Origin of the sequence: Bradyrhizobium vignae, from assembly GCF_004114425.1 — a bacterium.
Taxonomy (GTDB): domain Bacteria; phylum Pseudomonadota; class Alphaproteobacteria; order Rhizobiales; family Xanthobacteraceae; genus Bradyrhizobium; species Bradyrhizobium vignae.
The window spans coordinates 94,022-113,672 of sequence record NZ_RDQF01000002.1; the positions used below are offsets into that span (position 1 = coordinate 94,022).

Below are 19,651 nucleotides of genomic sequence, written 5' to 3' on the forward strand. Positions count from 1 at the left end.
CGGGGACGCAGTTGTATCGCGCGATGCCTCAGCGCCGTCATGGCGGGGCTTCGTCGCGGCCATCGACGTATTTCAGCGCGTGCGAAAGAACGTGGATGCCCGGGACGAGCCGGGCATGACGGTGCGGAGGCGAGTTCGCTAGAAACTTACGGCGCGCATTGCTGCACCGCCCTCACCACGTGTCGATGCACGGCCGCTTCTTCGCCGTCCTCGGCTCGGGCTTCGGCACGGAGCGCAGCCCCGCCATGATCCAGCGCCGCGTCTCGGCGGGATCGATGACGTTGTCGATCTCGAACACCGAGGCGATCGAGACCGCCTTGCCGTTGGCATAGAGCTCGGTAACCTTATTGCGGTAATAGGTCTCGCGCTGCTCGGGATCGGCGATCGCCTCCATCTCCTTGCGGAAGCCGAGGCGGACATAGCCCTCCAGGCCCATGCCGCCGAACTCGCCGGTTGGCCAGGCCGCGGTGAAGAAGGAGGCGTGGAAGCCACCGCCGATCATCGATTGCGCGCCGAGACCATAGCCCTTGCGCAGCACGATGCCGAACAGCGGCACGGTGAGGCTCGCGCCGGTGACGAACATGCGCGAGACGTGGCGCACGATCGCAGTCTTCTCCGCTTCGGGGCCAACCATGAAGCCGGGCGTGTCGCAGAGCGAGACGATGGGCAGATCGAACGCGTCGCAGAGCTGGAGGAAGCGCGCAGCCTTGTCGCCGGCATCGGCATCGATGGCGCCGCCGAGATGGCGCGGATTGTTGGCGATGAGGCCGAACGGCTTTCCCTCGATGCGGATCAGCGCGGTGATCATGCCGACGCCGTAATCGCGGCGCAGCTCAAGCACGGAATCCTCGTCGGCGAGGAGGTCGATCACGTCGCGGATGTCGTAGACGCGCAATCGGTTCTCGGGGATGGCGCGGCGAAGCAGGCGCTGGTCGGCGGCTTCCCACTCGGTCACCGCGCCCTGGAAATAGGACAGATATTTCTGCGCGACGCGCGTCGCCTCTTCCTCGTCCTCGACCAATATATCGATGACGCCGTTCGGCGACTGGAACGAAACCGGGCCCACCTCGGCCGGGTGATAGACGCCGAGCCCGCCGCCCTCGATCATCGCGGGACCGCCCATGCCGATCGAAGCGTTTTTGGTGGCGATGATGACGTCGCAGCAGCCGAGCATCGCCGCGTTGCCGGCAAAGCAATAGCCGGAGACCACGCCAATCACCGGCACAAGGCCCGACAGTCTTGCGAACTGCACGAAGGACGGACCGTCGAGGCCGGTCATCCCGAGCCGGTCGGTATCGCCGGGTCGGCCGCCGCCGCCTTCCGCATAGAACACCAGCGGCACGCGCCAGTCTTCCGCGAGCGTCAGCATGCGGTCGATCTTCTTGTGATTCATGTGGCCCTGCGTGCCCGCGAGCACGGTATAGTCATACGCCAGGACGATGCAGCGGCCGCCTTCGGCGCCGAACTTCTCGGCATTGACCGTGGCAACGCCCATGACCAGGCCGTCGGCCGGCGTGTTCTTGATGAGGTCGTCGAGCTTGCGGCGGCGGCGCTGTGCCGCGATCGCGAGACTGCCATACTCCATGAAGGAGCCGTCGTCGACGAGCTGTGCGATGTTCTCGCGCGCGGTGCGCTGGTTGGTGTTGCGGCGGCGCTCGACCGCAGCCGGGCGGTTCTCGTCAAGCGTGTTGGCCTGGCGCGCGATCAGCTCGGCAAGATCAGGGCGGATGTGGTCGAGATCGATCTCCGATTCCGCCGCCGCGCTATCAGCCGCGACGTCGAGCGGCTCGAGATACAGGATCGGCTCGCCATGCAGCAGCGTAACGCCATCGCCGGCGACGAGCTTCATGACGCGGCCGCCCTGCTCGGCCATGATCAGATGCTCCATCTTCATGGATTCGATCACGGCGAGTTGGTGGCCGGGGCGGACGATCTCGCCTTCCTTCACCTGAATGGTGACGATGGTCCCTTGCAGCGGCGCCGCAACCATCACCGCGCCTTCGGGTACGACTTGCGCGACGTGCGCCTCAGCGGCGAGCGTGCCGCTTCGCTCGGTCGCAGCGAAGTAAAGCGGCTTGGCTGCGCCATCGGCGGCTTCGACAAGTCTTGCGATGTTGCGATCGATGAAATCGGTCGCGATGCGGTTGGTCCTGAAATCGGGATGCGCGAGCACGGCCTGGAGGAAGGCGATGTTGGTGACGACGCCGTCGATCCGGAACTCGCGCAAGGCACGCGAAGCCTTGGCGACCACGTCATGCCAGGCCTCGCCCGGCGTATGCACGATGACTTTCGCCAGCAGCGAATCGAAAGCTGCGCTGGTCTTGTAGCCGGCATAGCCAAAACTATCGACGCGGACGCCTGGGCCCGACGGCGGCTCGAACACGGCAAGCACGCCGCCGGTCGGATGCGTCGCGCCGGTCTCGTCCAGCGTCTCCATGTTGACGCGGAGCTGCATGGCATAGCCGTGCGGCTTCGGGATCGAACCCTGCGCAAGACCCAGCGAGGCCAGCGTGCTGCCTGCAGCGACCGCGAGCTGGGCGCGGACGAGGTCGAGCCCGAGCACCTCTTCCGTCACGGTATGCTCGACCTGGAGCCGCGGATTAGCCTCGATGAAGGCAAAGCTGTCTTCGGCGGTGCCGTCGATCAGGAATTCGAATGTACCGAGACTATCGTAGGACGCGGCTGCCGCGAGCTGCTTCGCCGCCTCGATGATACGGCCGCGCAGGGCATCGCTCAGCGAAGGGCTCGGCGCCACTTCGATCAGCTTCTGGTGCCGCCGCTGGATGGTGCATTCGCGCTCCCAGAGATGGGAGATCGCGCCATGGCGGTCGCCGATGATCTGCACCTCGATATGGCGCGCCTGCCGGATCAGCCGCTCGGCGTAGACGCCGTCGAAGCCGAATGCCGCCTTCGCCTCCGACTGGCAGCGCACATAGGCTTCCGCGAGATCGGACGCGTTCTCGACCACGCGCATGCCGCGGCCGCCACCGCCTGCCATCGCCTTGATCACGATCGCCGCCTTGCTGCCCAGAGAAGTGAAGAACGCCGAAATCTCCTCCAGCGAGGACGGCCCGCTGGTGCCGGCGATGATGGGGACGCCGCAGCGCTTTGCCAGTTGCCGTGCCGCAACCTTGTCACCGAACAGTTCGAGCGCCGCGGCCTTCGGCCCGACGAAAACGATGCCCGCATCGCTGCAAGCCTCGGCGAATGCCGCGTTCTCGCTGAGAAAGCCGTAGCCGGGATGCACGGCATCGCAGCCAGCCGCCGTCGCCGTCTTCGCCACCGCATCGATATCGAGATAGGCCCGGGCGCCGCGGCCGGGGATTTCGACCGCTTCGTCGGCAACGCGCACGTGCAGCGACAGCGCATCGTCGGCGGGGTGGATCGCAACCGTCGCGATGCCGGCGTCGGCCGCCGCGCGCGCGATGCGGATGGCGATCTCGCCGCGATTGGCAATCAGGAGCTTCTTGAACGACATCGTGGTCTCTCACTCAAACGGCAGCGGGCAGGTTGGGATTGAGGTCTTGCTTCTTCACCTTGCCCGTCGCCGTCAGTGGCAGGGCTTCGATAATACGCACTTCCGGGACCTTGTAGACGGCCATGCGCTCGGCGCACCAGGCGCGCAGGTCTTCCGCGGAGATGGTGCCTACCGCCTCCGGCTTGAGCTGGATATAGGCCACCGGCACCTGGCCCTTATCAGGGTCGTCGCGCCCGACCACACCGGAGCCCAGCACCTTCGGATGCTGGCCGAGCAGCGCCTCGATCTCCGGCGGAAACACGCTCATGCCCTTGACCTTCAGCATCTCCTTGCGGCGGCCGAGGAAGTGCAGAAAACCGTCCTTGTCGATGGTGCCGATATCGCCCGTGCGCAGCCAGCCGTCGACGAGCGACTCCGCGGTGGCCTCCGGCTTGTTCCAGTAGCTCTTGAGCAGCGACGGCGTCCGCACGCGGATCTCGCCTTCCGCGCCGAGCGGCAGCAGCGCGCCGGTTTCGAAATCGGTGATCTTGAACTCGGCGCCGGGGACCGGCAGGCCGACGAAGATCGGCTGGCTGTTGAGATCGAAATCATCGTCCTGGAAGCCCGCCGTGAACGTGTTGGACGTGTGGGTCTCGGTCATGCCCCAGGCCGCCTCCATCAGGATCGTGCCGGTGAGATCCTTCCAGCGCCTGCGATAGTCGGCATTGAGCTTCTTGACGAAGGAGACGACGCGCACCTGCTTCAGGGACGACAGGTCGAACTCGCGCCAGCGCGGATGATCCATCAGCTCGACCGCACCGTCGACCGGCATCGCGGTGATCGTGACCTTGTACTTGTCGATCGCCGCCATCACGCCGACGGCGTCCCAGCGCGCGAGCAAAACCAGCGTCGCGCCAGAGAACAGCGGGAAGATCAAGCCGAAATTCTCGCCCGCGATCCAGAACTCCGGGAAGAACGACAGAAACACGCTGCTCTCGTCCGACAGCACCGAGATGCCGTAATTGGCGGCGGCGGTGTAGACCATGTCGCGATGGGTATGGACGCAGCCCTTGGGCATGCCAGTGGTGCCGCCGGTGTAGTTGAGCGCCGCGACATCATCGAGATCCGGTGGCGGCAGCGGGGTTGGCGCGGGCATTGCCGCGAGCGCGGTCAACAGATCGGTTGCGCCCGGTACCGCGATGCGCGGTGTGCGGATCGAGTCAGGCGCGGGAAACGCAGGCGCTGGCGGAACGACGTCGGCAAAGCTGGTGACGATGATTTCGCGCAGGCGCACCTCGCCGCGGACCTGCTCGACGACCGGGATGAGCTGGTCGAGCGCGACGATCACTTCGGCCTGGGTGTCGTTGAGCTCGTAAGACAGCTCGAACGCGCGCGACAGCGGGCTGACGGGGACATGGACCGCACCGAGCTTCAAGATACCGAAGAACACGATGTGGAATTGCGGGCAGTTCGGCAGGAACACGGCGACGCGATCGCCCTTGCGCACGCCCTTGGCCTCGAGCAGCGCCGCGAAGCGATCGCTCTGCCGGTCGAGATCGGCATAGGTGGTGACGTGACCGTAAAAGATCACCGCGGGCCGCTCCGGACTGCGCTTTGCCCAGGCGCGCAGATATTCCGTCAAGGGAACTTCGCCGTGCAGATAGTTCGGCGAGCGCGGCATGCCCCGCGGCCAGGCCTTGTCCCACAAACCGCGCAGGGTGGCGAGGTAGTCCTTCTCGTCGAGGCCCACGTTCATGACGTCCTTCCCGTGTTGCTTTTCTTCTCGCGAAGGCACGCAGGTGCCGTCGATCGACATCGCTACAGGTCGAGCACGGCAGAGGTCATGTCAAGAAAAACAGCACCGCGTCGCGGCCGATGCCGCGACGCGGAAATACCAGACGTCTCGCAGCGCTCTTTCGCTAGCCCGCACGCCTGCAACGAAGGCGCTGACCTCGGTTTCGAGCGATTGCAGCTTCTGCGCCAGCCGGCCACTCGATTGCAGGACGAGGCCGGCGGCCTCGCCGGTCGCCGCCGTGGCGTCGGTGAGGCCGGAGATGTTTTGCGAGACCTGCCCGGTGCCGGAGACGGCATCGAGGCAAGCGAGACTGACTGCATCAGAGATACGAATTCTTCCAATCTAGAACACCTCGACGTCGCCTCTCCGAGCGTTGACTTGATGAGGTCTCTGGCAGAACGATCGGCGCAGATCATCCGCGCCAACTCCGGCGTGAGCGCAGCCAAAGGCCAGAGGCTCAATGCATCAATCGACACATACCAGGGTCCTCGAGCTCCCTGCGCTGAGCGCGGCGGAGCGGCTCTTCATCTGGGGATTCAGGCGAAGGCACGCAGCGGAGGCGCCGTTCCGACCGCGGCCGATATCAAGGAGGTGTACGACCATTTTTGCGTCGGCGATGCCGTGCCGTCGCTGGAGTCCATCATCGAGATCTTCGCCTGCACGGCCCATACCGCCATCGAAGTGCATTGCCCGACTTGTCCCCGCATGTCGGACGGCGAGCACGGAATTCTGCGCGCCATCGCCGCGGCGCAGCGGGACCGCATCGATGTCGCGCGCGAGCAGTTCGAGCGCTGGCTGCTACCGGTCGGCGCCGATTGGGCGCTCGCGCCGGTCCAGGGGCTTGCAACGATCTTCCGCATGGCCGGTCTCATCCTGCCCGACCGGCACCTGCGGTCTTTCGAGCATGACCGGATGATGGCGATGAAGAGCTGGCTGGTCGGAAGCCCCACGCTGCATTGACCAGGCGGGCTTGATGCGCCTGCTTGCGGTCGCACGGCGCAAGCAGCCGGGTGAGCTCGCCTCACTCGTTTGCCAGTTCGTCGGCTCCGACAAGGAGGACGCGGCGACGCTGGCGCGGTTGCGTTCTGCTGAGCTTTGACAGGCTCTGGTCGCATATCTCCTCTTGAGAATTGATCGCCGGAAGGCTCTGATGGGGTGCGGAGATCGATACGATGATCCGACTGCGCGGCGCCCACGGCGCTCCCCGGACGAGACGGACGAAGGCACCGGCCGAGCCGGAGGTTGAATGAGATGGTGGTGTTCCGCGGCAGCTGCCTGTGCGGAGAGGTCGCCTTCGAGGTCGATGGTCCGTTCGACCGTTTCCTCAACTGCCACTGCTCGCGCTGCCGCAAGGCGACAGGAACGGCGCATTCCTGCGAGGTCATCGTGAAGGCGCAGGCGCTGCGATGGCTGCGCGGTGAAGCATCCGTCGCGCGCTTCGATCTGCCCAATGCGCGAAGCTTTGCCACCGCGTTCTGCAAGATCTGCGGCAGCCCGATGCCGCATTTGACTCGCAGCGGGCGCGAGGCGATCATCCATGCCGGCGCGTTCGACGAGAAGCTGGATGCGACACCCGACCGGCATGTGCAGTGGTCATCGCGCGCCGAATGGTATGTCCATGGGGATGGATTGTCCGTGGAGGATTGAGACACGACGCGGGCTTCACACCCCATCAACGCACGCCTCCATGATCGCGTCGAGCTGCGCCTTCGAGAGAACGCCGAGCTCGGCGATGAAGACGATGCGTGATCGCGGCACGCCCGGCGCCGGCGCATCGCCGGGTGCCAGCGTCGCGCGGCCGGCCGCGAACTGGAACACCATCATGCGGCCGGGCTGCTCGACGGTCTCGAACAGGCCTTTGGCGCGCGCCAGCTTTGGCGCCAATCGGTTGATGGCCTGCTGCAGGCGGGGCAGCGAGACCGGCTTGTCCGAGGTCCAGCTCAGCGTCTCGAAGCGTTCTTCCGCCGGCCGGCGCGGGCCGACCTCGCGCGGCGCGGGCGCGCGATCGGCATTCGCAGGGAACAGCAGCGCGGCCGGAATCTCGCCGTGGTTTGCATCAACCACCACGGCGGGAACACGCAGCGCGCGGATGGCCGCGCGCATCCGCGCCCCCGCGCCCGCATCCGCCAGATCCAGCTTGCTCAACGCGACGATATCGGCGACGCGCAACTGCGACCGCAGCAGCGCGTCATCCAGGGCCGTTGCCGGCGCCGTCGCATCCATCACGCAGAGCACCGTCTCCAGCGGCGCCTCGCGCAGGATCACCGGGTCCATCAGATTGCGCACGATGTCGGCGGGATCGGCGACGCCGCTGGTTTCGATGACGATATACTCGGGCTTGGGATCTCGCCGCAGCAGCGTCGAGAGCGTGCGCAACAGATCGCCCTCGAGCGAGCAGCAGATGCATCCATTGCTGAGGCTGACCACGCCATCGCTCGCGCCCGCGATCAGCTCCGCATCGATGTTGATTGCGCCGAAATCGTTGACCACGGCGGCGATGCGCCGCCCCTCAGCATGCGCCAGCAGATGGTTCACGACCGTGGTCTTGCCGGCCCCCAAAAAGCCCGTCACCAGGAGAATGGGGACCTGCATGGGTCAGCCCTCAACGACAGGGCGGCGCACGGGCTTACCCGGCCGCGCCGCCACATCAAGCACGCCATCGCTGATCAGCACCTCGCCGCTGACAATCAGATGCCGCACGCCTTCGGAGGGACGGTTCATCGCCGTGAAGGTCGCGCGGTCCGAGAGCTTCTCGTAATCGAACACGACGACGTCGGCATCCGCGCCTTTCGCAAGCCGGCCCTTGGCCCGCATCGCGGGCGTGCTCTGCGAGAGGATCTCCGCGGGGATCAGCGCGCATTTGCGCACGCCCTCCAGCAGCGAAACGGTCTTGCGCTCGCGCACCCATTCGCGGATGAATTTCGTGAAGCAGCCGGCCGAGCGCGGATGCGAGGTGGCATCATCCGGCAGCGGCCAGGCATCGCCGGTATAGGTGGTGCCGTCGGAGAGCGTCCATGGCATCGCGTCGGAGGCAATCGCGCCGCCGGGATAGAGCACCGACATGTCGAGCAGGTCGCGGTGACGCGCATTGTTCTCGGTGTCGAGGATGTGCCAGAGCACCAGCGAGGACGGCTCTTCGGCCTGCGCCTTGAGCAGCTCCTCGCGGTCGTGGAAGCGGTAGCCGTCGGTCACGCGCTGGACGGAATCGTAGCCGGTGCCGTTGCGCTCGACGAACTCCGGATCACTGAAGAAGGCGGCGGCCAGCACGGTCGAGCCGGTGCCGTAAGGATAGGCTTCGACCGTGATCGGCAGCCCCTGCGCCTGCGCCTTCTCGATCAGCACGCGGCAGCGCTCGACGTCGGTCTTGCTCGACGAGTTGAAATGGCAGATGTGCATGTGCGCGCCGGTGGCGCCGGCATAGCCGATCAGGCGGATATAGGCCTCCGCCGCGCTTTCGGGGTCGATGCGCGACATGAACGCGACATGGGTGAAAGTCGGCACGTCCTTGGCCGCAGCCAGCTGGCACACCGCCGTCAGCTCCTGGACGCCGGCGCCCGGCGCATAGGCGTTCAGAATGCCGATGCCGATGCCGCCTTCGTTGAGGCCGCGGGTGAGACGCTCGAGGATGCCTGATACCTCCGCATCGGTTGCGACATTGTCCATCCAGCGGCGATCGCGCATGGCGTTGCCGAACGCCTCCAGCGAGCTCTCCGCATTGGAGCCGGTCATCGCGCCGATGCGCGCGAAGGCCCAGTTGGTGGCTGCGCCATAGTTCAGCACGCGGCCCTTCCGCGCCTGGCGCTCATACCAGGATGCGACCGGCAGCACGCCGGCCTCGAGATCGAGCGTCGTCGTGACGCCGTCGAACGCCTGCATGCGGTCGGCCGGGATCGACTGTCCATGCGCATGCAGGTCGATGAAGCCCGGGGCCACCACAAGCCCGGTCGCGTCGATCACCCGCTCGGCGCCGCCGAGGCCCGTGCCGACCGCGGCGATCTTGCCGTCCACCACCGCCACATCACCAACGGCGTCCATCCCGCTCGCGGGATCCACCACCCGGCCGCCAGAGATCACCAATCCGCTCATCTCGCCACTCCTCCGCCTTGAAATCGCATCAAGGCAGATTCCGGGGGCAACGACCACCTTCACGAAGGCCGATGCATCATGCTTCAGCGGAAGGCCATTTAGGGGATCGCAGACACGCGCCCGCATCCTCGCGGCAGGATTTGCCCGAGCTATGCTCCGCTTCACGCTCGATTTTGCCCGCGAGTGTCTGCCTGATGATTTCGACGACGTCCGTTATTTCTTCAGCAAGCGAGGCGCTTACCCGAAATTCAAGGCCCTGCTCGCCAGACGAGGTGCGATCGATCGATGGCATGCATACGAGAATAAGGCGATAGAGCAGGCCTTGCGCGAGCGGTGCGCGCTGCATGAGATCGAAATCGTGGGCTGATCTGACGTCCCCGCTCGGACACGGTTGGAACTTCGCCGGACGCTCGCAAGTCCTGCGGCGGGAACGTGGACGCCATGTCCACGCTGCCGAGTGCGAAACTGGCTCTGCCGTCTTCTCGCCCCCATTGTCATTCAGGGAGCTGGGCGGGGCGGCGTTACGGTGGGCAAAGTTCCCGAGGTTCCGTGTGATCGTCCGACGTCTTCTGCAACGCGACTCCCGTCATTCTGTTTCGCGCCGCGCGCTTCTTGGCGGACTCGTGTCGGCAGGAAGCGCACTCGCGCTGGGCGGATGCGCCGGCTTGGGTGCGACCGGCGCACGCTTCGACGCCTCGTCGCTGTCCGTTGACCCCACATTGCTCGTCGTCACCACGCGTAAGCCCGTGAACGGCCGCACCAAACCCTGGTTCGGGCCGGAGCGCGCGACGAGCATGACGGTCGCGCGGGCGAAGCTGGTGGCCCCGGACGAGAGCCGTCTTTCTCTCGCCTCGGTTGGACTCGACGATTGGCGTCTCGACCGGATCGAACCGGTGTCGACCGACGCCGGCGATCTCGCTGCGCAGGCCGGCGCAGGGGACGTGCTGATCTATGTGCACGGCTTCAAGCAGACATTCGAGACGGCGGTGCTGGATGGCGTCCATCTCTCCGACGGAATCAAGTTCCGCGGCCGGACCATGGTGTTCTCCTGGCCGTCCAAGGCCGGACTGTTCGACTACGCCTATGACCGCGACAGCGCGATGTGGTCTCGCGACGCTTTCGAACGCGTGCTCTCCGCGCTCGTCTCGGCGCCAGGCGGCGGCCGCGTGCACATCGTTGCGCACAGCATGGGAACGATGCTGACGCTCGAAAGCCTGCGTCAGCTTTATGCCCGATACGGCGATACAGTCACGAGCAAGATCGGCGCTGTGGTGTTTGCCTCGCCCGACATCGATATGGACGTGTTCTCGTCGTCAATCCAGCGCATCGGTCCGCTAACCGGAAAAATCACCGTGATTGCCTCGACGAACGATCGTGCACTGGCGCTGTCGGGGCAGATCGCCGGGGGAATGACCCGGGTCGGCGCCGCCGAGAAGGCCACCATCGCGCGGCTCGGCGTGCGCGTGGTCGATGCCTCCCAGGAAGGCTGGGGCATCATCAACCACGACCTGTTCTTGTCGAATGCGGAAGTGCAGCGCGTGATCCGCCGCTCGATCGACGGCACCACGGCGTAAGGGCGCGCACTTGCGCAGCTAGGGCGCGATCAGATTGGGATGAATCGTTGCCGCGCTTCAGGTCATTGCTTGAGCAGGATCTTTTCAGACCACCGCGTCGCGCTTTGAGCAAACGCGGCCCTCCGGGTGGCGGTGTCGCTACGGCGCCGCTAGCCGGCGGCAACACCGCCGCCGGCTAGCTGGCTCTTGGCGCTCGCTAAGCAGTTCGTCCCATCTGCTTACGCGAAGTGGAAGTCGTGGCTGTTCAGCTTGTCGAGCTGGGTGTTCTTCAGCGTGAGGGTGTCGCTCCCCGCCGCGATAACGACGTCGTGGCCTGACTGGGCCGCGTGGGAGAGAACGCTCGCAAAACTGTCGAACACGCTCTTGCTGAACTCACCGAAGTCATTATTGAATGATCATCACGGCCGACACGTAGCTGTTCTCGTTGATGACCGTGTTGTGCCGAATGACGACGTCTGAAACGCCGCCGTCGATCTCGATACCATCGTAGTGCGGGCCACCCAATGACGTGCCGAGACGCACATTCGGCGCATTCATGTGGTGGATATAATTGTCTTGGACGAGGCTCGAGCCTGTAACAATAATACCGTTCTCCACGTCATGGATATCGTTGCGCAGGAATGTGCCGGACCCGACAATGCCGTTCGCGCCATTTGGGCTGCTTCCAACGTTTATAATCTCGCTATCCTTGACGACAGTTCCTGCAACGCCATCCTTGATCCAGATGCCGGTCCAATCGCTGGACGTGATGCGGCTATTCTCAATCGTGACGTTATCGGCCTGGACCGAAATCGTGCCTTTGACATCGAGAGCGTCGATTACGGTACCTGGCTGAGTGACAGTCACGTCGCCCGATGGAGTCGGAATAACGCCACTAGGAAGACCGGTGCTATTCGCGTCTGGAAATCCAGCAATTGCCATGTTGTGTTCATCCCCTTGAGCAATGCACGCGCAGACTAAGTTTCATGCGGTTCGATACGTCGCGGCTCAGTCCGACTTGATCTGGTTCTTTGCCGCCCCATCAGGAGAACTGAAAACTAATGATCAGGATTTAATTTCGACGGAGCGCGTTGTTTAAAAGCAGGCGACGAACGACCGATGTGGTTCGCGTCGATACCAACATGCTCTACGCTATCAAACGCTGCACCAATGCCGACTCGCTCGAATACGTCAGCAGCGCTTCGTGAGTCGCCCGGGTCACCCCGACATAGGTCAGCCGGACACATTCCTCCACGGTCTCGCCGTGGCGGCCGAGCAAGCCCAAGCCGGCAATGGCGACGCACGGAAACTCCAGTCCTTTCGCGGTGTGCATGCTCAGGAACCGCACGGCGACGCGCTTGACCGAAACCCTGTTGCGATTGTCCTTGGCCATATCGATCGGCACGTCATGCCTGGCGAGGATCTGCGCGACCCGCCCGCCGATCCAGTGCTCCGGGTAGAGACACGCCATCTGCGACCACTCGTACCCGGCTTTCTTCCGGTCGAGAAACCACTCGGCGACGCAGTGAGCTTCTGCGTCGATGCTCACGCAACGCCGCACCGCGGGCTCCAGTCCCTGCCGACCCGCATCCTCGGGCAACAGGATGGCGTGCTCATCGTCGGCCGTGACGCCGGGAGCGCCAATGACGTCTGCAGCGAAGCGTCGTGCGAAGGCAACGATTTGCGCCGTGTTGCGATAGTTGACTTTCAACACGGTCGTTCTGCCCTTCGCCTCGATCCCGAGCTGACTCCACACCGGGCGCTCACGTCCTTTATAGATGGCCTGAATATCGTCGTAGACGACCATCAGCGCCTTCGTGCGCGGGTTCACCATCTTGGCCGCCAGCGCGAGCCATTGCGGCTCGAAGTCGTGCGCCTCGTCGATCAGGACAGCGTCGTACTGCTCCATTGGGATGTGGCCTTGATCGACGGCCTTCACGACCTCCGACACGCTCGCAGCCAGGCGTTCTGCGTAGTCAGGATAGTCTCGCTCGGAGGGGGCCGGAATCCCATAAGTCCGCAGCATCCGGTAACACCAGGAATGAAAGGTGAGAACCTGAACGCGGTGCTCCACGCCCCTGCTCTGCATGGCGTCCTCGAGCCGCCCGGCGATGCCGTTGGCGTAACACAGGATCAGCACCGGCTTTGCCGCCGCACGTGCCAGATACTCGGCCCGAAATGCCAGGATCAGCGTCTTGCCCGATCCGGCGACGCCGCGAATGATTCGATGCCCTTCTCCCAGACTGCGCGCGAACTGCTCCTGATGCAGGTCCATGACCGCAAGCGTCCGGTCCGAAGGATCGGCCCGAGGCGCGTCGTCCAGAGGCAGGGCGATCTGCCGTATGCGGATTTCCGGAAAGAGCAGCGCCCGCAGGCGGTCGAACTGCGGCATGGATAGGGGGTCTCCGAGACGCGGATGAACCATGCGCCACAATCTGGCCCGGAATTCCTCGGGATCGGCGCCCTCCGTCATTTCGTCCTTGAACAGACAGAGGTGCTCGGCGAACACCTCCTTGAGATCGGTCTGGTCGAACTGCCTGCGCGTGATGTTGGTGAACACGGTCCCGAAGCCGAACGGAACAATGGCCCGGCCCGCGAAGCGATGACCGGGCGGAAACAACAATTGCCCGTCGCGCTCCAGTGTGCGCACGACCTCGAACGTGTACTTGCGAGCCCGCTCGAGCGGATTACTCTCCCGCACGACACCACGACTTGTCAGCAACTCGACCTTCGTCTTGTCCGCCGAAACGATCGTCTCCAGCCGCCAGTCTTTCACCTCGAGCACGAGCAAACCGTTCGCGGGATGAACGATAATGAAATCCGGATGCCGGTTGAGAGGGCCAACCGGGAGGTTGTGCCAGACGACGGTGTTGTCTTCGAGGAAGTCCTTGAGCCGCTCGGCCAATCGAAGCTCGCCACGGCTGTCGAAGCGCGCGAAGCCGAGACTCGGGATCAGGATTGCCATGTTGCGACTGCGAGGGCCATTGCGGACCACCTTGTGAGACTACGCATGTGGCAGGGCAGTCTCTCCAGGTTCACATGGTCGCCTAGAGTGTGCAGGTTTTCAATGGCTTAGGATTATCTGGCGCTCCCTGGGGGGAATCGAATCCCTGTTTCAGCCTTGAGAGAATTGCATCTCGCACGTCAGCGAACATCGGCGAACGTCGATAACACAAACAATATCAATTGCTTAGTCCGTACACGTTTAGTACTATTCGCGAGCATCTACGACCGCCTTTTGAAGAAAACTTGAAGAAATGGAGAACGTCGGTGGCACGCTCGGCGCGGCACTCGTCGCTTGAAACGCGGACTGCCCGCGCGAGATTGAAGACCCGACGAACGCCTTACTTCGCCAAGATCGCGAAGGGACTGCGTCTCGGCTATTACCGCGGTGCAACTGCAGGATCGTGGGTTGCGAGCTTCTATTGTGGCACCAAAGGCTATGTGACCAAGGCAATCGGTGCGGCTGACGACACCATCGACGCTGATGGCGTGACTGTCTTCGACTTCTGGCAGGCGCAAGACCAGTCCCGAACCTGGGCTGAGCAGCAGCGCCTGGTCGTTGCAGGCATTGTTCGCAGCGGACCATACACGATCGAAGATGCCGTCAAGGACTACTTGTCGGAAATCGCCGCTGAAAAGAAGCCTACTGCCGTCAAAGGCGCGAAATACGTGTTCGACGCCTGGATTCTGCCCGATCTGGGGGCGCTCAAGATCGACGAGGTGACGACTGAGAAGCTGGCTCGGTGGCGCAACAAGATCGCGACGGCGCCAAAACGGGTGCGAACCAAGCGCGGCGCAGTGGACCAGGCCACGCAGGAAACCGCAGACGATGACGACGCGCGCCGCGGCCGCAAGGCGACCGCCAATCGAATTCTCACCGTGCTCAAGGCCGCGCTCAATCGCGCATTTTACGCCGATCGCGTGGCGTCGGACGCCGCCTGGCGCAAAGTCAAGCCGTTCAAGAATGTTGATGGGCCGGTCGTTCGGTATCTTTCTTTGGGTGAGGCACGTCGTTTGGTCGACGGCTGCCCGCAAGATTTCCGGAAGCTGGTCGAAGCGGCGCTCTATACGGGCTGCCGCTACGCGGAGCTCGGTCGCCTCAAGCGCGAAGATTACAACAATGACAGCGGCACATTATCGGTGAGGCTAAGTAAAGGAAAAAACCGTCACGTCTTCCTGACGGAGGAGGGAAAGCAGGCGTTTCGGCACTGGACGACTGACCTCGACGCGGGCGCTCGAATTTTCTTGAGGTGCGACGGAAAACCGTGGGGAACGTCTCATCAGCAGCGGCCACTCGATGAGGCCAGCGACCGAGCTGGCATAACCCCCGCGGTGAACTTTCACATCTTACGGCACACGCACGCGTCCTATCTTGCCATGGCGGGAGTTCCGATGGGTGTGATCGCCAAGCAACTGGGTCATGCCGATACGCGAATGACGGAAAAGCACTATGCTCACCTGGCGCCGAGTTATATAGCGCAGACGATCCGCGAAAACTTTCCCGTGCTGGGCTTGGGTGCGTTCGGACAGGTTGCGCAATTTCGAAATCGAGCCGCCTCGTAACCTGCGACCCCTGCGTCCCGAACGTAAATAGCACACGAAAAGATCAATAAAACAATGAAGTTTGCTTGCGATTGACCACCTTTATCGCCGTTTGTTCACGGGGTTTCGGTGGTCAATCGGTGGTCAGTTCGACCAGGATCCGCAAGCCCCTCGGCGAAGCGGGAATCCACTGTGTCCGTCTTACGAAGTGAAGGGTGGCGATAGAATCGGATCTTATCTCGCACGCTCTGTTTTCTGGGAAAGTTCAGCTTGGCTCGCGAGCCAAGCCTTCGTCTTACAGCCCGCGGTTCGTGAATTCATCGCTACCACGGGAATCGTATGACGGCACCACCAGATGAAACTGCAAGCGGCATGCGCCCGAGACTGCTTAGCAAGTCTCAAGCTGCAGGCTATTGTAATATTTTGATGAGCACCTTCTCAAGCTGGGTTCGATCCGCAAAGCGGCCTCCTCCATCAGAGTATCAATGGGTGACGCCAGCGAGTTGACGACCACGGCAGCCCGCCCGATTGTCAAGGAATATCTTGCTCAGATCAGCAAGGGACGCGCCCCGTTGTGGCTCGTGCCTGCCGCCAGCCGGCAATATTCGAACGTCAACCCCCGGTGACCTCCGCGACCCCTTACGCGTTGCCGGCATCCATCGCCAGTAAAGCCATTTCGACGCCGATGCGCTTGGCGGGAACACCGCGCTTGCGGATCATCTCGATCGCGCTTGCGATCGAATCGACGGAGCCGTTGCCAGAGATGCGCACCTCCTTAAGCCATGGCTGCTCCAGCTGGCTCTGATAGGTCTCCATCCGATGGGCGACATAGCCGGCCTTGTCCGGCGCGCCCTTGGCATAGACGACCACGGGCACCGAGAAAGGACGCGCGGAGTTGAAGTTAATGGAAGCCTTTCCCCGAGGTGCGGAGCCTGCGACCGAAAGAGCCACGCCCGCGTCAACGGCTCTGGCCGCACCAGAGCCGCGGCTCCCATTGCAGACGAGGCGCCGCCGACGCAAACCCCTCCAGCTCCCGACGCTGGCCGGCCGATAGTCTGGACGAACGTCTGAAAAGGGATTCTCTCATCCGCATTTCCGCGAGATCTACACGCTGCCGTTGCTGAATTCCGGCCGCGCAGGCTTGGAAGAAGTGGTTGCGTCTCGATAATTGTCGAACATTCCGCGGCGAAAAAGTCGCTTGTGGCGACCTTTAACTGAGTGGCGTTCAGGCGTTACGGAAATCGAGGTCTCATGCCTGAAGGCGATCTATCCCGCAACCGCGTAGAGAGCTTACTTGCTAAATGGCAAGCAAGTGTCTAAATTGATGGCAGGGCTCGCGAGAAGCCTGTTCGACTTCGGAGGAGGCGTGAAACATGAGGCATCTCAAGTTGTTGCTGCCGGCGGCAATTGCCGGTCTTAGCCTTATCTTTGTTACCGGCGCATCAGCGCAGAAAATATACGACCCGGGGGCATCGGACACCGAGATAAAGATCGGGAATATCGTGCCGTATAGTGGCCCTCTATCGGCGTACGCGACGATCGGAAGGAGTCACGCTGCCTACTTCAAGAAAATCAACGACGAGGGAGGAATCAACGGACGCAAGCTTGTCTTGGTGACCTACGATGACGCGTATAGTCCATCGAAGGCGATGGAGCAGACGCGAAAATTGGTTGAGAGCGATGAAGTGCTGGCCGTATTTAGTTCAGTTGGAACCCCGACGAATCTGGCGACGCAAAAATACCTGAACTCGAAAAAGGTGCCGCAGCTATTCGTCGCTACGGGGGCATCGCGATGGGGAGACCCAGCCAACTTCCCCTGGACGATGGGATGGCAGCCTACATATAAGAGCGAAGGGCGCATCCTCGGAAAATATATCGTTGCCAATCATCCAGGCGGCAAGATCGCGGTGCTATGGCAGAATGACGACTCCGGCAGGGACATCCTAACTGGCCTAAGGGAAGGACTTGGAAGCAAAGCGAACCAGATCATCGCTGAGCGTTCTTACGAGGCGACCGACCCTACGGTTGATTCGCAAGTCGCGGGCCTGAGGGATTCCGGGGCGAACATCTTCGTGTCTCTCACGGCGCCAAAGGCTGCCGCTCAGGCGATCAGAAAATCAGCCGAAATTGGCTGGAAGCCAGTTTATCTTCAATCGAACGTGTCTACCTCGGTGTCGTCTGTGCTGCAGCCGGGAGGGCTGGATAACTCAAAGGACATTATTTCGACTGCCTTTCTGAAGGACCCCAGTGATCCGACCTGGAAGGAGGATCCTGCGACGAAGGACTGGTTCGCCTTCATGGACAAGTACTTCCCGGATGGCGACAAGACCAACTCAGTCAACGTTTTAGCCTACGCATCCGCGCAAACCCTGGTCCACGTGCTCAAACAATGTGGTGACGATCTAACCCGAGCAAACGTCATGCGACAGGCGGCACGTCTGAAAGACTTCAGATCTGAGATGATGCTGCCTGGCATCGTCGCCAACACCTCTGAGTCGGATTTCTATCCGCTTGAGCAATTGCAAATGATGAAGTTCGACGGAAAGAGCTGGGTTCTATTTGGCGACATCATCGACGCGTCTTCCCCAAGACATTGAGGGCGAAAACTAAATGGGCCGCGAGGCTGGACCAACCGCATCCCGTGGTTCTGGGCCACGGGATACACACTGTTGTTCCGGTCGACCATCCGCTGATGCATTGGCTCTGTCGCTCGCTCCGACTTGGACGACATCCTTCAATTATCAAACATGATCACGCTGCGGAGCGTCTTGCCGGCGTTCATGGCGGCAAACCCTTCGTTGCCGTCACCGATGGCCAAGAGATCGAGGCCGGCGAGACGCTTGTGGTGGTCGAGGCCATGAAGATGCACAAGGTGCTGCGCGTCGAGCGGGACCGCACGGTGAAGAAGATCCACGCCAGCGCGGACGACGTTGGCAGTAGATGCGTTGGTTCTGGAGTTCGCGGGATGAACCGCCGTGCGCAAATAGCGACGGCCAAGCTAATGGGGGATGCCAAGTGGTAGCAGATCGAGCCTCGCAGACGAGTACTGGCCCCCTTGCCGGAGTTCGTGTTGTAGAATTTGCCGGCATCGGCCCCGGTCCCTTCGCGTGCATGATGCTAGCGGACATGGGCGCTGAAGTGGTGACTCTTGACCGGATCGGCGCAAAGAGGAACTTGAAGGCAATTGCGGCACGCGGTCGCAAATGGGTCCATGTCGATTTGAAGAATGACCAAAGTAAAGGCGAGTTGATCGAGCTTCTCTCCGGTGCCGATGCTCTCATCGAGGGTTTTCGTCCGGGCGTGATGGAGCGCCTCGGCCTCGGTCCCGATGTAGTTCTCACTCGCAATCCTCGACTTGTATACGGTCGGATGACCGGTTGGGGCCAACATGGTCCCCTTGCCGACGCCGCTGGTCACGATATCAACTACATCTCGATCACAGGTGCGCTCGCCGCGATCGGTACACGAAAAAGCCCGATCCCGCCGCTCAATCTGGTCGGTGATTTCGGTGGAGGCGCGCTCTATCTCCTCGTAGGAGTCCTTGCAGCACTGATAGAAGCAAGGAAGTCGGGCAAGGGGCAAGTCGTAGACGCGGCAATGTGCGACGGGGCAGCCTCGTTGATGACCATGTTCTTCGATATGAGCGCTGCTGGCGATTGGGTGGAAGGCCGCGAGCAAAACATGCTGGATGGAGGCGCGCACTTCTACGGCGTCTTCGAATGCGCATGCGGCAACTTTGTCTCGATCGGGTCCATAGAGCCGCAATTCTACGCGCTCTTGCGGCAACATGCAGGCCTGCTTGATCCTGATTTCGATGATCAAATGAATCGCGCAGCTTGGCCCACGTTGAAGCAAAAGCTTGCGGCAGTCTTGAAAACCAAGACTCGCCAAGAGTGGTGCGAGATCATGGAAGGCACCGACGTTTGCTTCGCCCCAGTCTTAACGATGACAGAGGCCTCACGACACGAGCACATGGTTTCTCGTGAGGTGTTCTTTGCGCGCCACGGAGTCTTACAGCCTGCTCCGGCGCCGCGGTTCTCGAGGACACCCTCAAGGGTTAGGGAGCCCGAAGAAATGCCACTCGCTGCGGTCGTGGGCTCTTGGAGGGACCGACGGTGAGTTCTATTTCGCCAGCGGCATCCATGGTTGCCTGCAAGTCCTCATTTCGTCCGGATTGATTTCCCAAGCCGCCCGGTAAGGCGCTTCGCTTCAAAG

The 19,651-nt window shown here is 62.6% G+C and carries 16 protein-coding genes and 1 pseudogene; 9 read left to right on the top strand and 8 right to left on the bottom strand.

The window, feature by feature from the left end:
• Positions 1-172: 172 nt before the first annotated feature.
• Positions 173-3,478, bottom strand: a complete 3,306-nt coding sequence (locus EAV90_RS01985) for an acetyl-CoA carboxylase family protein (protein WP_129142428.1) — start codon at positions 3,476-3,478, stop codon at positions 173-175.
• Between the two features lie 13 nt (positions 3,479-3,491).
• The gene (locus EAV90_RS01990; RefSeq protein WP_129142429.1) at positions 3,492-5,213 is read right to left on the bottom strand and encodes an AMP-binding protein; all 1,722 of its coding nucleotides are present in this window, start codon (positions 5,211-5,213) and stop codon (positions 3,492-3,494) included.
• A gap of 210 nt (positions 5,214-5,423) precedes the next feature.
• Here EAV90_RS01990 and EAV90_RS40320 point away from each other — a divergent pair, with 210 nt between their 5' ends.
• From EAV90_RS40320 to EAV90_RS02005, 3 genes are all read left to right on the top strand, one after another.
• A complete protein-coding gene (locus EAV90_RS40320; RefSeq protein WP_245163272.1) occupies positions 5,424-6,212 on the top strand; it encodes a hypothetical protein in 789 nt (262 codons plus the stop codon).
• 13 nt (positions 6,213-6,225) lie between these two features.
• Entirely contained in the window at positions 6,226-6,351 is a 126-nt protein-coding gene (locus EAV90_RS41130; RefSeq protein WP_283809938.1) for a hypothetical protein, read from the top strand.
• 152 nt (positions 6,352-6,503) lie between these two features.
• Complete coding sequence (locus EAV90_RS02005; RefSeq protein WP_122401104.1) at positions 6,504-6,899, top strand: GFA family protein; 396 nt, start codon at positions 6,504-6,506, stop codon at positions 6,897-6,899.
• A 15-nt stretch (positions 6,900-6,914) separates the two neighbouring features.
• On the opposite strand, the gene EAV90_RS02010 is transcribed toward EAV90_RS02005, so the two are convergent.
• Complete coding sequence (locus tag EAV90_RS02010) at positions 6,915-7,844, bottom strand: CobW family GTP-binding protein (protein ID WP_122401103.1); 930 nt, start codon at positions 7,842-7,844, stop codon at positions 6,915-6,917.
• 3 nt (positions 7,845-7,847) lie between these two features.
• The gene (locus EAV90_RS02015) at positions 7,848-9,338 is read right to left on the bottom strand and encodes an amidohydrolase family protein (protein ID WP_245509434.1); all 1,491 of its coding nucleotides are present in this window, start codon (positions 9,336-9,338) and stop codon (positions 7,848-7,850) included.
• 151 nt (positions 9,339-9,489) lie between these two features.
• Here EAV90_RS02015 and EAV90_RS02020 point away from each other — a divergent pair, with 151 nt between their 5' ends.
• A complete protein-coding gene (locus EAV90_RS02020) occupies positions 9,490-9,705 on the top strand; it encodes a hypothetical protein (RefSeq protein ID WP_181956129.1) in 216 nt (71 codons plus the stop codon).
• A 184-nt stretch (positions 9,706-9,889) separates the two neighbouring features.
• Positions 9,890-10,912 (top strand): alpha/beta hydrolase, encoded by a 1,023-nt coding sequence (locus EAV90_RS02025; RefSeq protein ID WP_122401101.1) that lies wholly within the window; start codon positions 9,890-9,892, stop codon positions 10,910-10,912.
• 218 nt (positions 10,913-11,130) lie between these two features.
• On the opposite strand, the gene EAV90_RS02030 is transcribed toward EAV90_RS02025, so the two are convergent.
• The 3 genes from EAV90_RS02030 to EAV90_RS02040 form a co-directional block, all read right to left on the bottom strand.
• On the bottom strand, positions 11,131-11,271 hold the full coding sequence (locus tag EAV90_RS02030) for a hypothetical protein (protein WP_160118753.1): 141 nt from the start codon (positions 11,269-11,271) through the stop codon (positions 11,131-11,133).
• Between the two features lie 25 nt (positions 11,272-11,296).
• Complete coding sequence (locus tag EAV90_RS02035) at positions 11,297-11,833, bottom strand: right-handed parallel beta-helix repeat-containing protein (protein ID WP_122401100.1); 537 nt, start codon at positions 11,831-11,833, stop codon at positions 11,297-11,299.
• A gap of 205 nt (positions 11,834-12,038) precedes the next feature.
• Positions 12,039-13,856 carry a UvrD-helicase domain-containing protein gene (locus EAV90_RS02040; RefSeq protein WP_122401099.1) on the bottom strand — a complete coding sequence of 606 codons (1,818 nt, stop codon included), beginning with the start codon at positions 13,854-13,856 and terminating at the stop codon, positions 12,039-12,041.
• Positions 13,857-14,161: 305 nt separating this feature from the next.
• Between EAV90_RS02040 and EAV90_RS02045 the strand changes: the two genes are divergently transcribed.
• Complete coding sequence (locus EAV90_RS02045) at positions 14,162-15,457, top strand: tyrosine-type recombinase/integrase (protein WP_164936732.1); 1,296 nt, start codon at positions 14,162-14,164, stop codon at positions 15,455-15,457.
• Positions 15,458-16,075: 618 nt separating this feature from the next.
• Here the strand turns inward: EAV90_RS02045 and EAV90_RS02050 are convergent.
• Positions 16,076-16,312 (bottom strand): hypothetical protein, encoded by a 237-nt coding sequence (locus EAV90_RS02050; RefSeq protein ID WP_129142432.1) that lies wholly within the window; start codon positions 16,310-16,312, stop codon positions 16,076-16,078.
• Positions 16,313-16,809: 497 nt separating this feature from the next.
• On the opposite strand from EAV90_RS02050, the gene EAV90_RS02055 reads away from it, so the two are divergent.
• The 3 genes and pseudogenes from EAV90_RS02055 (at position 16,810) to EAV90_RS02065 (ending at position 19,555) form a co-directional block, all read left to right on the top strand.
• Positions 16,810-18,033, top strand: a complete 1,224-nt coding sequence (locus EAV90_RS02055; RefSeq protein ID WP_129142433.1) for an ABC transporter substrate-binding protein — start codon at positions 16,810-16,812, stop codon at positions 18,031-18,033.
• A 200-nt stretch (positions 18,034-18,233) separates the two neighbouring features.
• Positions 18,234-18,405 (top strand): annotated as a pseudogene (locus EAV90_RS40325) (biotin/lipoyl-containing protein); the annotation flags it as partial.
• 46 nt (positions 18,406-18,451) lie between these two features.
• On the top strand, positions 18,452-19,555 hold the full coding sequence (locus EAV90_RS02065) for a CaiB/BaiF CoA transferase family protein (RefSeq protein ID WP_245509435.1): 1,104 nt from the start codon (positions 18,452-18,454) through the stop codon (positions 19,553-19,555).
• Positions 19,556-19,651: the final 96 nt, after the last annotated feature.

Bases quoted from the DNA above. Each gene is read 5' to 3' on its own strand.
- EAV90_RS01990 (WP_129142429.1), bottom strand. From the start codon at position 5,213: ATGAACGTGGGCCTCGACGAGAAGGACTACCTCGCCACCCTGCGCGGT.
- EAV90_RS41130 (WP_283809938.1), top strand. From the start codon at position 6,226: ATGCGCCTGCTTGCGGTCGCACGGCGCAAGCAGCCGGGTGAGCTCGCC.
- EAV90_RS02020 (WP_181956129.1), top strand. From the start codon at position 9,490: ATGCTCCGCTTCACGCTCGATTTTGCCCGCGAGTGTCTGCCTGATGAT.
- EAV90_RS02015 (WP_245509434.1), bottom strand. From the start codon at position 9,338: ATGAGCGGATTGGTGATCTCTGGCGGCCGGGTGGTGGATCCCGCGAGC.
- EAV90_RS02055 (WP_129142433.1), top strand. From the start codon at position 16,810: ATGAGGCATCTCAAGTTGTTGCTGCCGGCGGCAATTGCCGGTCTTAGC.
- EAV90_RS02010 (WP_122401103.1), bottom strand. From the start codon at position 7,844: ATGCAGGTCCCCATTCTCCTGGTGACGGGCTTTTTGGGGGCCGGCAAG.
- EAV90_RS02035 (WP_122401100.1), bottom strand. From the start codon at position 11,833: ATGGCAATTGCTGGATTTCCAGACGCGAATAGCACCGGTCTTCCTAGT.
- EAV90_RS01985 (WP_129142428.1), bottom strand. From the start codon at position 3,478: ATGTCGTTCAAGAAGCTCCTGATTGCCAATCGCGGCGAGATCGCCATC.
- EAV90_RS02040 (WP_122401099.1), bottom strand. From the start codon at position 13,856: ATGGCAATCCTGATCCCGAGTCTCGGCTTCGCGCGCTTCGACAGCCGT.
- EAV90_RS02005 (WP_122401104.1), top strand. From the start codon at position 6,504: ATGGTGGTGTTCCGCGGCAGCTGCCTGTGCGGAGAGGTCGCCTTCGAG.